The organism is Runella sp. CRIBMP (assembly GCF_009905605.1).
Lineage (GTDB): Bacteria > Bacteroidota > Bacteroidia > Cytophagales > Spirosomataceae > Runella.
Map to the genome: position 1 here is coordinate 26198 of NZ_JAAAKZ010000018.1, position 14316 is coordinate 40513.

Consider the following 14316-nt stretch of genomic DNA (forward strand, 5'->3'; position numbering starts at 1 on the left):
TTTAGGATTGATTGTGATTGCCCTTTTTCCTCAGCATTTTTACTGAACAATTACGAAAGCTGAGCGCGAAAAGTGCTAATATTTTAAACTGAATTCTTTGAATATTAAGGTAGTAGCGCCGGTTATATTAAGCAATACTATCCAAAATACACTGCCGATAAGTCAGTGTCTCCACACCCACCCGATAAAAAAGTGACTCGTGATACTAACCATTTAAAAGGTTATTTCACTAATGAACAAGTCTTCCTATTGGCAAAATTGTTGGCTAGGAAGCAACAAAGCGTAGATCCATTCCTCCGTTCGTTAGAGAATAATAATTGTTTTCAGTCATCTATTTAGCGTCAGCAATAGAGGGCTGTTGAGGAATTTGAAAGTGCTTTTTGGATTTGTATTTTTTTTATTTTTAATTGTTCATTTTTAACCTATCAGTTTTTATTTATGAAACCAAAGTTCTATTATCCGCTGATGTGTGCGGTGGCATGGATGTTTATTCTATTCCTTGCACCCAGTTCGGCACATGCACAAGACCGGAAAGTGACGGGCAAGGTCGTTGCCAACGATGGGCCTGTTCCCGGAGCAACCATTTTATTGAAAGGTAGCAATGTAGGTACCTCCGCTGATGCCAATGGGGCATTTACCATTAATGTGAGCGGGGCAAATCCTGTGTTGGTGATTTCGGCCATCGGTTACAAGCCACAAGAAGTAACGGTAGGCAATCAGAGCGTTGTAAATGTAAAAATTGAAGACGATGTGAATGCCTTAACGGAAGTAATCGTAACGGGTTACTCCATCGACAGCCGCCGTGAAACGACGGGGGCGGTTTCGACAGTAAAAGCAAAAGACCTTACCGTGCGCCCATCGGGTAACGTTGAGCAGCAGTTGCAGGGTCGTGTAGCTGGTTTGACGGTGATTACCAACGGACAGCCAGGGACTGCCAGCCAAGTACGCGTACGCGGGTTTGGTGCTTTTGGTGGTAACGAGCCTTTGTACGTTGTAGACGGAGTACCTGTAGGTTCAACTGACTTTTTGGCTCCAGATGACATCGAGACAACTACGGTATTGAAAGATGCTGCTGCTGCTTCTATTTACGGTGCGCGTGCTGCAAACGGTGTAATTGTTTACACCACGAAAAAAGGATCAAAAGGAGCTAAGAAATTAAACATCAGCTACGATGGTATGTACGGGGTAACCCTGAACGGCGAAGGCCAGAAGATGATGAATCCAACGGACTTTGCCACTTGGACTTGGAATGCCAAGAGAAACTCAAACGAAGCTTTTGGTCACCCACAGTTTGGCTCAGGTTCTACGCCTGTCATTCCTGATTACCTCACGGTAGGTGGTCGTTCAGGGGTTGTAGGTACTGTTGATTTGGCTGCTGAAAAAGCGAAATACAATGTGGACCCTACCGCTGGTTCGATCTATCAGGTAGTAAAAGCTAACAAAGAGGGTACTGATTGGTATAAAGCCATTACGCGTAATGCAGCCCTACAGCGTCATTCACTTGGATTCTCAGGTGGCGGTGAAAACAGCCGCTTCTACATCGGTTTCGGTGCTCAGAATCAACAGGGTATCTTAAAAGGAAACGATTTTACACGTTATACCTTCCGTGCCAATAGCGAGTTTAACGTGTTGAAAAATGTACGTATTGGTCAGAACCTTCAATTTACCTACCGTTCGATTTTAGGACAATCGGGTGGTGCTGGCGGAAACGGGGTTGCTGCTGACGAAAACGATATTTTGAGTGCTTTCCGTATGCCCTCTATCATTCCAGTTTATGACGAGTTTGGTGGTTATGCAGGTACGGCCGCAAAAGGATTTAACAACCCTCGTAACCCCGTTGCCAGCCGTGATGGATTGGCTAACAACCGTAGTTTTAACGCAAATGGTTTCGGAAATATCTATGCTGAGTGGGATCCAATTCCGGGTTTGACTTTGCGTAGCAGCCTTGGTGGACAGTACAATAACTTCTACAACTGGGGCTATAGCCGCCTGCAATACGAAAACTCTGAAAATAACTCGGCGTTCGGTTATAACGAGGGCGGTGGCTGGAGCTTTGGCTGGGTATTGACCAATACTGCCACTTATAAAAAGCAATTTGGCAAGCATAACGTAGAAGTATTGGCTGGTCAAGAAGCGTTGAATACTGGTAAAGGCCGTAACATGAGCGGTAACGGTTTGAATCCATTCTCTACTGACATCAACTACGTGAACCTATCCAACGTAAGTGCTAGCGGAAGAGTCGTAAACAGTAGTCTTTTTTCAGGCGTTAACTTCTATTCTTTATTCGGTCGTGTTAACTACATCTTCAATGATAAATATATCATAACAGGGGTAGTTCGTCGCGACGGTTCTTCACGTTTCGGAGCTAACAATCGTTTCGGTGCATTCCCTGCGTTCTCGGCGGCATGGCGTATTTCATCTGAGCCTTTCATGAAGCAATTGACATGGGTTTCAGATTTGAAAATTCGCGGTGGTTATGGTACAATGGGTAACTCAAACAACGTAGATCCTAACAACCAGTTTAGCTTATACGGTGCCAGCATCGGAAACTCTGCTTACGACATCAACGGTTCTAACTCAAGCACTGCCGAAGGTTACTATCGCACGCGTATCGGTAACCCCGATGCTAAATGGGAAACTTCAATTACTAAAAACATCGGTATCGACGGAACGTTCTTAAATGGTAAATTGGACGTAGTGATTGACTTCTGGCAAAAAGACACCAAAGACTTGTTGTACCAATTGCCAATCACGGCAACAGCTGGACCATTTGCCTCACCTCCATCGGTAAACATCGCTAAAATGGCCAACAAAGGTATTGACATCTTGGTAACCAACCGTGGTCGTATCACTAAAGACCTGTCTTATGACATAACTTTCACTGGTGGTACACTGAGCAACGAAATCGTTTCGGTTGCACCTAACGTAAATTACCTTACCAACGTAAACCCTGGTTTCCGTGGTATCAACCCTATCCGTAACCAAGTAGGGTACTCAATCTCTTCTTTCTACGGTTATAAAGTGATTGGCTTGTTCCAAAACGCCGAAGAAGTGAAAAATGCTCCTACGCAGGATGGTGCTGGCCCAGGTCGTTTCCGTTATGCTGACATAAATGGCGATGGAAGAATCAATGCCGATGACCGTACCTATTTGGGTAGCCCAGTTCCTAAATTTACCGCAGGTATGAGCCTTGGCTTCAAATACAAAGGATGGGAGTTAGAAGCGTATTTGAACGGTTTCTTTGGCAACAAAATCTTCAACGTATCTAGATGGTTTACTGATTTCTATCCTTCATTTGCAGGGGCAGCTATCAGCGAGCGCGTGAAAGAGTCTTGGACTCCAAGCAACACTGGCGCAACTATTCCAATCTTCGAAACAGCATCAAACTTCAGTACCAATACCCAGTCTAACTCGTTTTACGTAGAAAACGGTAGCTATGTACGTTTCCAAAACATCACGTTAGGATACAATCTACCTGCCAGTGCGTTGAGTAAGGCCCGTATCCAGCGCTTGCGCGTGTTTGCGTCTACCAACAACATCTTTACCCTTACTAAATACCAGGGCTTAGATCCAGGTGTAGGTGGTAATGCTGATACTAACTTCGGTATCGACGTAGGTAACTACCCACTCACAAAAGGTTGGACTGTTGGTTTGAACCTTGGATTCTAATAATGTTACAATTCTAATTAATTGATAAAAAATGAAAAATTACGCAATAAAAGGATCGATTACCGTCGTATTGCTGGTAGCTCTTTCGGTTGCTTGTAAAGATAGCTTTCTGGAAGTGGCACCAACGGGCTCAGTGGGGAAAGAACAGCTTTCTACTAAAAAAGGATTAGAAGGAGCGTTGATTTCGGTGTACAGTAACCTCAACGGTCGTGCCAACCGTATGGCTAGCGCTACCAACTGGGTATGGGGAAGTATTCGCGGTGGCGATGCCAACAAAGGAACTGACCCAGGTGACTTCAGTGATATCAACCCAATCCAACGCTTTGAAAACCTGTCCACGCAAGGAGTAATCAGAGACAAATACACTGGTACTTACGAAGGTGTGGCCCGTGCCAACGCTGTATTGCAATTGTTGACTACTGCTACTGCGGAAGTAACCGATGCCGACAAAAAACGTATTTCAGCAGAAGCACGTTTTCTACGTGCTCACTACTATTTCGAGTTGAAAAAGACGTTTGGCAATACTCCTTACGTGGATGAAACACTTGACTACGGAACAGGTATTGAGAAAGTTAAAAACGATGTAGATTTGTGGCCAAAAATTGAGGCTGACCTTAAGTACGCCTACGATAACCTACCCGAAACGCAAGCTGCTGTGGGTCGTGCCAACAAATGGGCTGCCGCATCTTACTTAGCTAAAGTGTATCTGTATCAGAAAAAATACGCCGATGCTAAAACTTTGTTTGACTTGGTGATTGCCAATGGTAGAACATCAAACGGCAAAAAATACGGCTTGGTACCTAAGTATGCTGATATTTACAGAGCTTCTAATGATAACAACGAAGAGTCTATCTTTGCGATTCAGAATGCTGCTAACACTGGTTCTGTAAACAACGCTTTCCCTGAGTTTGACTTGAACTATCCGTATAACACCGGCCCTAACGGCCCAGGTAACTGCTGCGGATTCTTCCAGCCTAGCTTTGAGTTGGGTAACTCATTCCGTACCAGCGCTGCAGGTTTGCCTTTGTTGGATGGTTCGTATAATGTAGGTGCTAATCAGGTAAAAACTGATATGGGTGTTGGCGCTAGCGAAACGTTTACGCCAGATGCAGGCAACCTTGACCCCCGTATCGACCACTCTATCGGTCGTCGTGGTATCCCTTATTTGGATTGGCAAGATCACCCAGGTGCTGCTTGGATTCGTAACCAACCTAACGGCGGTCCTTATTCTCCTAAAAAATATACTTACTACAAGTCTGACGTAGGTTCTTTGCAGGATAACAGTACTTGGACGCCTGGCTACACTGCCCTTAACTTCACCATCATTCGTTTTGCGGATGTGTTGTTGATGGCAGCTGAGTGCGAAGTAGAAGTAGGAAGCCTTGAAAAAGCGCGTGACTACGTAAACCAAGTGCGTAAACGTGCTGCCAACCCTGCTGGTTTTGTAACAAAAGCGGGAGCACCTGCCGCTAAATACGTTATCTCTACGTATGATGCTGCTTGGACCGACAAAAATGTGGCTCGCGACGCCGTACGCTTTGAGCGTAAATTGGAGCTTTCGGGCGAAGGTTTCCGTTTCTTCGACCTAGTACGTTGGGGTATTGCTGAGAAAGAAGTTAATGCCTATTTGGCATATGATAGCAAATTCCTGCCTGGTACACTGGGTGGTGCTAAATTCACGCCTAACAAGCACGAATTGTTGCCACTTCCACAAGATCAAATTGACTTGTTAGGCAAGGATGTATTGAAGCAAAATCCGGGTTACTAATTGATTAATAGTAAACGATTTTTGTAGGCAGTGCTTACTACTATTATAAAAAAACGGCAAGCCCTACGGCTTGTCGTTTTTTTATAATACCCACATCACTTGTTGTTACTATTTTTGTATTTAGTATTTCTCATACCCACCCCAATCCTTATGTTACGCTTTTTTTATTGTATTCTCTATGTCGCACTTGCAGGCCTGGGTTTAGCCTGTGGAAATGACAAAACGCTTTTTAGCAGGGTACCAGTGAGTGAGTCAGGTATTGATTTTTCCAATCGGATTCGAGAAAATGATACGCTCAATATCTTAGATTTTGAATACATCTATAACGGTGGAGGCGTAGGGATTGCCGATATGAATGGCGATAGCTTGCCCGATGTGTTGTTTTCTGGAAATCAGGCTGATAGCCGCATTTACCTCAATCGAGGTAATATGAAATTTGAAGACATCAGTAAGAAAGCGGGTATTTCCAACGTAGGACGCTGGTGTTCAGGAATAAGCTTGGTAGACATCAACGCCGACGGCCGAATGGATATTTATTTGACTTCTACCGCTAAAAAAGCAGAAACACAACGCGCCAATCTGCTCTTTGTTAACCAGGGTAACAATGCCGAAGGTATTCCGACTTTTAAAGAAATGGCCGAAGAATATGGTATTGCCGATAAAGGTTACTCCATGAATGCCGCTTTTTTTGACTACGACAACGATGGAGATTTGGATGTGTATATTTTGACCAATACCCTTGAAAGTAATCCCAATCAATACCACGAAAAACTTCGCGATGGCTCTTCGCCGACAACTGACCGACTTTATCGCTGCGAATGGAATGACAGTCTGAGCCATCCTGTTTATACCAACGTGTCCAAGGAAGCGGGTATTCAAATTGAAGGTTTTGGACTCGGGGTCAATATTTGTGATTTTAACCGTGATGGATTCAAAGATATTTATGTTACCAACGATTATTTGTCGGACGATTTGCTGTATATAAACAATGGTAATGGCACTTTTACTGACAAAGCGGCCTCGTACTTTAAGCATACCAGTACCACCGCAATGGGTAACGATATTGCCGACATCAACAACGACGGATTGATGGATGTGATAGCCGTTGATATGTTGCCGAAAGATAATACCCGTAAAAAACAATTGATGGGCCCCAACAGCTATCAGGCCTATTTGAACAATGACTTGTTCGGATTTAATCACCAATACGGACGAAATACCCTTCAACTCAACATGGGCAATAAGCCCGGAACCAACGAGCCCGCGTTTGCTGAAATCAGTCTTTTAGCCAATGTTGCCCAAACGGATTGGAGTTGGACGCCGTTGCTCGTTGATTTTGACCATGACGGATGGCGTGATTTGATTGTTACCAATGGCTTTCCACGCGACGTAACTGACCGTGATTTTGCGCAATTTCGCGCGCAAAGTAGTTCGGTTGCTTCCAAAGAATACATTCTTGGGGAAATTCCTGAGGTCAAAATACCCAACTTCGCTTTTAAAAATAAAGGAGATTTGACGTTTGAGGATGTTTCGGAAAAATGGGGCCTTAATCAGGCTTCTTTTACCAACGGAGCCGCCTATGCGGACCTTGACCTCGACGGCGACCTTGATATTGTTTCCAACAACATAAATGACTCCGCTTTTGTATACCGCAATAATTTGTCAGAATCACATCCCGAAAAAGCCAATTACCTGCGCATAGGTTTTAAAGGTTCGAGAAAAAACGTACAGGGTTTGGGAGCTAGCGTAGGGCTCTATTATGGCAAAGGGCTAGTACAGGTGTATGAACATTCGCCCTACCGGGGGTATTTATCGACGGTTGAGCCGATTGCCCACTTTGGACTTGGTGAACATACCCAAATAGACTCGGCAGTAGTGGTTTGGCCCAACGGCAAGAAACAGACGTTGAAAAACCTGAAAGCCAATCAAACAGTGTACGTTTCGGAAGTCAGTGCTACCCAAATCAATACTCCTGTGCAGTCAAACCCGCGTTATTGGTTCAATGAATTGAATGATTCTCTGAATATCAAATGGACGCACCAAGAGCCTGAATATATTGATTTTAACGGACAAAAATTATTGCCTCATAAGCTGTCGCAGTACCCGCCAGCGGTATCGGCAGGCGATATAAATGGCGACGGTTTAGATGATTTCTTTGTGGGAGGCTCACGGCAAAACAAGGGTAGATTCTTTGTGCAAAATCCCAACGGTACGTTCAATATCAGTGATTTACTGCCTGGTGTTGAAGGGCCTGATAAAACCTCAGAGGACATGGGAACGCTGCTTTTTGACGCCGATGCCGATGGAGACCTTGATCTGTACATTGCGAGTGGAGCCAACGAATTGCGAAGCAACGACGCGGGCTATCATGACCGATTATACATCAACGATGGCAACGGAAAATATCAATTGGCTGAGGGTGCTATTCCGTCGATTTTGGTCAGTAAGTCGTGCGTACGCGCAGCGGATTATGACCATGATGGTGATTTGGACTTATACGTGGCGGGGCGTGTAGAGCCTGACCACTACCCCAAACCTGTAAGTAGTTTTATTCTACGTAATGATACTTCGCCCAATCAAGCGCCCAAATTTACCAACGTTACGCCCCAAATTGCTCCCGCTTTAACTAATCTTGGGCTGGCGTGCGATGCGCTGTGGACTGATTATGACAACGATGGCTGGGTAGATTTGCTTATTGCGGGAGAATGGATGCCGCTGACACTATTGAAAAATACGAATGGCAAATTTACGGTTTTACATTCAGCGTTGGATACTCAAACAGGCTTTTGGGGGAGTTTGGCCGGAGGTGATTTTGACGGTGATGGCGATACGGACTACATTGCAGGCAATCTCGGCCTAAACGCCCTTACTAAAGCCTCAGATACCTATCCTATTAGTATCATGGCGGGCGATTTTAACCAAGACGGTATGTATGATGCCATTCCGTTTATGTATTTTCCTGACGCCGAAAACAAGCTGATTCGGGTTCCTTTTCATGGACGTGAGGATGTAATCAAACAGTTTATCCAGACGCGGGCGCGTTTTCAGACGTACAAAGATTTTGCGAAAGCAACATACGATAATCTATTGACGGAAGAGGAACGCAAAAAAGCGCTGAAACTAGATGTCAACTATTGTCCGTCAGTCTACGTTGAAAACACGGGCAATGGCACCTTTAAAACCAAGCCCCTGCCGACCCTCGCGCAGCTATCACCCATCAACGGGATGATTGTGGAAGATTTTGACAAAGATGGTCATTTGGATGTATTGCTCGTGGCCAATGATTTTGGAAATGAAACCAGTACAGGCCGCTACGATGCTTCTAATGGATTGATGCTCCAAGGAAATGGTAAAGGAGATTTTACGCCGCTTACTCAAGCCACTACGGGTTTTTATGTGCCTGGCAATGCCAAAGGATTGGCCCAAATAGCAAGCTCTGATGGTCGTAGAATGGTGATTGCTACCCAAAACCGAGGGCCTTTGAAAGTGTTTAGACAGGCAACCGCTCCCATGAAATGGCTGCCGCTGCAAGCCAATGACGCTTATGCACTCATCCAAACCAACAATGGTAAAACCCATCGCCAAGAACTATACTATGGGGCTTCTTTTCTATCGCAATCTGTTCGTAAATTACCCCTGACGGGTCGGGAGAAATCGGTAGAGATTGTTGATTTTAGAGGTAAAAAACGGAAAGCATATTAAGTGTACCTTTATCGTCCTAAAAATAACGGTCGCCCAAACATGGGCGACCGTTATTTTTATAGACTGTTGAAGTTGTTTTTAGAAATTCAACTCAATTAATACCCGGCATTCTGTTTCAAATACCCAGGAATGTTGGAGGCCCCGTCAATGGCAGTTTGCGGAATCGGGAACACCCGCTTGTTTTTGTCGGTGTTGGTTTTTTCGGTCCAAGTACCTTCGTATTTGCCAAAACGAATCATATCAGTCCGACGGAGCATTTCCCAGTAAAACTCAAATCCACGCTCACGGAATAACAGGTCGAGTGTCATGCTGGTAAGCGCGGGCGCAGGAGTGGTGGCCGTTCTGGCGGCTCTGACGAGGTTTACGTCGGAAAGGGCACTTGCGGCATCGTTGCTTTTGCGCAATTTGGCTTCGGCCCGCATCAAGTACACATCGGCCAAACGCAAGATGATGATGTCGGCTTCGCCGAAGTTACGCCCACTCACTGATTTTTTGCTGAATTCGTATTTTTCAACGCGGTAGCCCGTATTGTAGTTACTTCCAGCTACGGTAAAGTCAATCTGTTCCGTAAAATCCACTGCCAGTGTAGGTTTATTACGAGTATCATGAAAAAGTTTGCCCACCTTCATTTTACCGTCGGGACATTTCAAAAACACCCCGTTTCTTCTGATAAGGCCATATTGTTGCCCACGCAGAATTCCCCGGTTGATATTGAAGTTTTCGGCCGCTACGCAAGAGTCAGCTGGGTTTGAGTAGATGCTCAAATTTTGCTTATAAAACCTCGGGTCTGCTGCTGCAGGGTCTTTGGGTGCATTGGCCGTTACCCACGTTCTGTAGAAATCAGGGGTGATACCTGGTCCATCCGTACCGTTGGCGTTTGGATAGGCTGGAAGCGGAAACTGGTCGCCCGATAGCGAGAAATAAGCCATCCGGTTATGTCCGTTCAAATCGGCCCGCTGGTCTACCGCAAAAATCAATTCTTTGTTATTGTGATTATCATCGTTAAAAAGCGAGAAATAATCCCTTGACAACTGATACATACCTGAATTGATGATTTTATCGCTGTACTCAACGACTTTATCCATGTCTTCGGGCTTAAAGGTAAATTGAGCGGCATACGGGTCGCGGTATACGGCGGCGTTTAGATACAAACGGGCCAAAAGTCCCCAAACCACTCCTTTGGAAATGCGGCCAGGACCCACGTTCGGATCTACCAAAGGTTCGATGGCAAGAAGTTCACTTTTGATATATTCAACGGCCTCATCACCCCGGATGATTTTTGAGTTTTCGCCCAAGTCATCTTTGACGAACACCAATCCAAACATATCAAGGGTCAGCATCGAATAATAAGCGCGCATACCTCTTGCTTCGGCCAAAAAGGTTTTTGCCGAGGGGTCATTGAGGGTTGGTAACGAATTGATGGCGGTAATGGAGCGTGACATTCCCTGCAAAATCAAATTCCAAGTGTTACGGATGTTGGGGTCGGTACTTGTATGTGTGTGCTGGTGCATGGCCAGATAGATACCATTGTCACCCCAGTCGGTGCCGCCTCGGTAGGGGAGAATGGCCTCGTCGGTCGAGATTTCTTGTAGGGCAAAATAGTTGGTATGCTGAAAAATATTGGGTAACAATGCATACACGGGTGAGATGATTCCTTCGGCGGCTTGCTTGTCAGAAAGTCCTGATGCTGATGCTTCGTCCAATACAATTTCGTTGAGATTGGTACAACTGCTGAGCACCATTAGCCCAACGGTTGTCACTAATATAGATAGTTTCTTTTTCATCGTTCTTAATGTTAAAATGTAACGTTCAAACCAAAAATGAGCGATTTGGCTTTGGGATAACTCAAGTAATCAATACCGTAGGACGAAATTCCGTTGATGGTCCGGTCGGTGTTTACTTCTGGGTCATACCCATCATATTTAGTAATTACGAATAAGTTTTGGGCCGTGGCCGAAACCCGAATTCCCGCAATCCATTTGTTGATTCCCAACGCTTTGGTGTTGAGGTTATACCCCAATGAAAGGTTGTTTAATCGGAAAAATGCCCCGTCTTTCAGGTAACGTGTTGAAACAGGCGCCGCATTGTTGACCGACTCATTGGCCGCCGCAATTGCCTCCGCCGTGGTGTTGATTCCTTTCGATAATCTCAGTTTATAGAAGTTTGCGTTGGCAGTGTTGTCATAGATTTTGTTTCCCGACACACCATTAAAGTTAGCTACTAAATCAAGACCTTTGTAGGCAATGCTACCGTTGAAGTTGAATTGTTTTGTGGGTAAAGCACTGCCAGCCGTTACGCGGTCTTTATCGGTCACGATACCGTCGCCGTCGGCATCCAAATAGGTGCTGATTCCTTTGTCGTCAAAACCTGTGAATTGTTTCAGATAAAAAGTACCGATGGGCTGGTCATTGATGTAGCCGTTGATGGTGGCTGAAGTTAGCCCCGAACCAGAAGCTGAGCCAGAAGGGATAACTGAGTATGGAGAATTGGTTACGTTGTTTTTGATAAACGTTACGTTCCCCCCAATGTCAAACCGCAATCCGTTTGTCCCGATGTGGCGATAGTTTAATTCCAATTCCACCCCTTGGTTTTTGATGGTCATGTCGGCTACATTGGTCCAAAAAGTACCTGCGGGCTGAACGGGGTCAGCGGGGATTACTTCCAATAAAATATTGTTGGATAGTTTGGTGAAATAGTCGATTGTACCCGACAATGCCCCGTTGAACAACCCAAAATCAAGCCCTACGTCGGTCTGTGTTGATACTTCCCACTGAATGTTGGGATTGGCTAGTCGAGAGTAGGAAGTGCCGGGAGCGTAGGCGCCTGTGGGGTACAAAGGATAGCTGGTGGTACCTGATACCTGTGATGTAAACAAGGCTTGGGTAATTTTGGAAGGGATTTCTTGGTTACCGGTTTTTCCCCAACCCGCGCGCAGTTTCAAATCACTAAATGGCAATGATTTTAGGAACTCTTCCTCCGAAAGTCTCCAACCTAATGAGAACGAAGGGAAAATTCCGTATTTGTTATTAGAACCGAATTTAGAAGAACCGTCGGCGCGTACCGTGGCCGTCATCAAATAGCGGTCTTTGTATTGGTAGTTTACCCGCGAGAAGAATGATTGCAACTCGTTGACCACGGCATAACCGCCCGGTTTGTTGTTGGCCAATGTCAATTCTTGTCCAAGTCCTGGATTGTAAATCGGTTCGATGCCCGAAATCGGGAATTTATTGATGCTGTTGTTACGGCCCTGAACAAATATTTTCTGGTACGAATGTCCTACCAACGCCGAGAGACTATGGTCGGTTTGGTTCAACGTATATGTCAGATAGTTTTCAATCAGCTTGTTGTTGTTGTAAGTATAGATGGTTTCGAGGCGTCCATCTTGCAAAGGCACTGCGTTGGGCAAAGACTGCAAATCACGCACGGAATTGGAGTTGTCGATACCAAAGTTGAGTTTGTACACCAAGCCTTTGATGATGGTAAACGAAGGAGAGATATTACCAATCACTCGGTTGATTTTGGTAATATCTTTTTCCAATTTCAAAGTAATCAATGGATTCACTCCGCTGGCGTATCTGAAAGGCTCGCCGTTGGTATCATACGCAGGGTACGTAGGATTGGCTGAAATAGCACCACCCAACATTGCCCCAAATGGTGGGCGCTCATTTTGGGTATAACTTGCGTTCAAATTCACATCAATGCTCAGACGGTCGTTTAGTAATTTTTGGTTTACGTTAATACGGCCTGTATAGCGGTTGAGTTGGTTGTTTTTCAAGATACCTTCTTGGTTCTGTAAGCCCAACGAAGCATAGTACGTCAGTTTGTCGGCACCACCTCCAAAAGACAAGTTGTGGTTTTGTGTATAAGCCGTTCTGGTCACTTCTTTCTGCCAGTCGGTATTGGCTTTTAAATCTTCCAACACGCCGCCTACTGCTGGCACCTGCTTACGGTATTCATCAGCCGTAAACACATCCAATGCCCGAGCCATGGTGGAGATTCCGACGTTTGAGGAAAAAGTAAGGCTTGAAAAACCCGCTTTCCCTTTTTTTGTCGTAATCAACACCACGCCATTTGCGCCCCGTGAACCATAAATAGCGGTTGCTGAAGCATCTTTCAGTACGTCGATGGACTCAATATCCTGCGGGTTAAGAAAGGTCAGTGGATTGGTGGCCCCCCCAGTACTGGAGTTGTCTAATGCCATACCATCAATCACAAAAAGAGGAGTACTGCCCGTGCGTACACCGCCTGGCCCTCTGATGGTGATGGACTGCGAACCGCCGGGCTCGCCGCTGGCGGAGGTGACATTGACCCCCGCTACTTTTCCTTGCAAAAGCTGCTCGGGCGAGTTGATGATTCCTTTGTTGAAATCGGTGGTTTTGAGGGATTTTACCGAACCTGTCATGTCTTTTTTGGTGGTGCTTCCGTAGCCGATAACGACCACCTGCGCCAAATCGGAGGCGCTAGATTTGAGCGCAACGTCTACGGCATTGCGGGCACCCACGACGATTTCCATTTTTTCATAACCTATAAAACCAATGACCAATACGGCTTTATCATCGGGTACAGACAGCGTGTAGTTTCCGTTTGCGTCGGTGTTGGTTCCGCGTTGCGTGCCTTTAATCACGACGCTACAGCCCGCCAAAGGCTCATTGGTAGTGGCATCGGTGACGCGGCCCGTTACGGTTTTGTCGGTGGTTTTTACCACGGAAGGAGCGGAGGCGCTTGTTATCTGAGGAGTGGCAATCATAGCCCCCCCTACCAACAACGACCATAACAGCCACTTCGGGGACCTCAAGTTGTAGAAATTGTTCATATAATAAACAGTTATTTGTTTGTAAATAAAGCTTTGCAAAGGTCAGGCTCACCCGTTAACAAATTGTTACGTGAGCATTATCGAACCATTATGTTTAGCAATTGTAAAATTTAGATAAGCGTAAAATGAACTCCTCGAAAATTTTAAAGAAGGGATTCTATAAAAAACAGGAGAACGCCGAAGCACTGAATGAAGGAGAAGAAAAAGGTAAAAAGTTAATCATAAGGTATTGCGATTATGAATTAGATGGAGTTAGGAAGGTAATTTCGGTACAATAGTATAATTGAATTTTTTAAATAAAAAATATGATTGGCATCAATGGCTATGCAAACGTTTGAAATTGTAGAATAAACCGAATGCTCTC

At 45.2% G+C, this 14316-nt stretch carries 5 protein-coding genes; 3 read left to right on the forward strand and 2 right to left on the reverse strand.

Annotated features, from left to right (window positions below; all coding sequences use genetic code 11):
- Positions 1 to 438: 438 nt before the first annotated feature.
- The 3 genes from GVN20_RS25640 to GVN20_RS25650 all read left to right on the forward strand — a co-directional run bounded on the left by GVN20_RS25640 (position 439) and on the right by GVN20_RS25650 (position 9139).
- Positions 439 to 3669, forward strand: a complete 3231-nt coding sequence (locus tag GVN20_RS25640) for a TonB-dependent receptor (RefSeq protein ID WP_166561074.1) — start codon at positions 439 to 441, stop codon at positions 3667 to 3669.
- A gap of 31 nt (positions 3670 to 3700) precedes the next feature.
- Positions 3701 to 5437 (forward strand): RagB/SusD family nutrient uptake outer membrane protein, encoded by a 1737-nt coding sequence (locus GVN20_RS25645; RefSeq protein WP_166561075.1) that lies wholly within the window; start codon positions 3701 to 3703, stop codon positions 5435 to 5437.
- A 150-nt stretch (positions 5438 to 5587) separates the two neighbouring features.
- The gene (locus GVN20_RS25650) at positions 5588 to 9139 is read left to right on the forward strand and encodes an FG-GAP-like repeat-containing protein (RefSeq protein WP_166561076.1); all 3552 of its coding nucleotides are present in this window, start codon (positions 5588 to 5590) and stop codon (positions 9137 to 9139) included.
- A 95-nt stretch (positions 9140 to 9234) separates the two neighbouring features.
- Here GVN20_RS25650 and GVN20_RS25655 read toward each other — a convergent pair whose 3' ends face one another.
- Together GVN20_RS25655 and GVN20_RS25660 are read right to left on the reverse strand one after the other, a co-directional pair.
- A complete protein-coding gene (locus GVN20_RS25655; RefSeq protein WP_166561077.1) occupies positions 9235 to 10923 on the reverse strand; it encodes a RagB/SusD family nutrient uptake outer membrane protein in 1689 nt (562 codons plus the stop codon).
- 11 nt (positions 10924 to 10934) lie between these two features.
- The gene (locus GVN20_RS25660) at positions 10935 to 13952 is read right to left on the reverse strand and encodes a TonB-dependent receptor (RefSeq protein ID WP_166561078.1); all 3018 of its coding nucleotides are present in this window, start codon (positions 13950 to 13952) and stop codon (positions 10935 to 10937) included.
- Between the last annotated feature and the right edge of the window lie 364 nt (positions 13953 to 14316).

Bases quoted from the DNA above. Each gene is read 5' to 3' on its own strand.
- GVN20_RS25650 (WP_166561076.1), top strand. From the start codon at position 5,588: ATGTTACGCTTTTTTTATTGTATTCTCTATGTCGCACTTGCAGGCCTG.
- GVN20_RS25640 (WP_166561074.1), top strand. From the start codon at position 439: ATGAAACCAAAGTTCTATTATCCGCTGATGTGTGCGGTGGCATGGATG.
- GVN20_RS25660 (WP_166561078.1), bottom strand. From the start codon at position 13,952: ATGAACAATTTCTACAACTTGAGGTCCCCGAAGTGGCTGTTATGGTCG.
- GVN20_RS25655 (WP_166561077.1), bottom strand. From the start codon at position 10,923: ATGAAAAAGAAACTATCTATATTAGTGACAACCGTTGGGCTAATGGTG.
- GVN20_RS25645 (WP_166561075.1), top strand. From the start codon at position 3,701: ATGAAAAATTACGCAATAAAAGGATCGATTACCGTCGTATTGCTGGTA.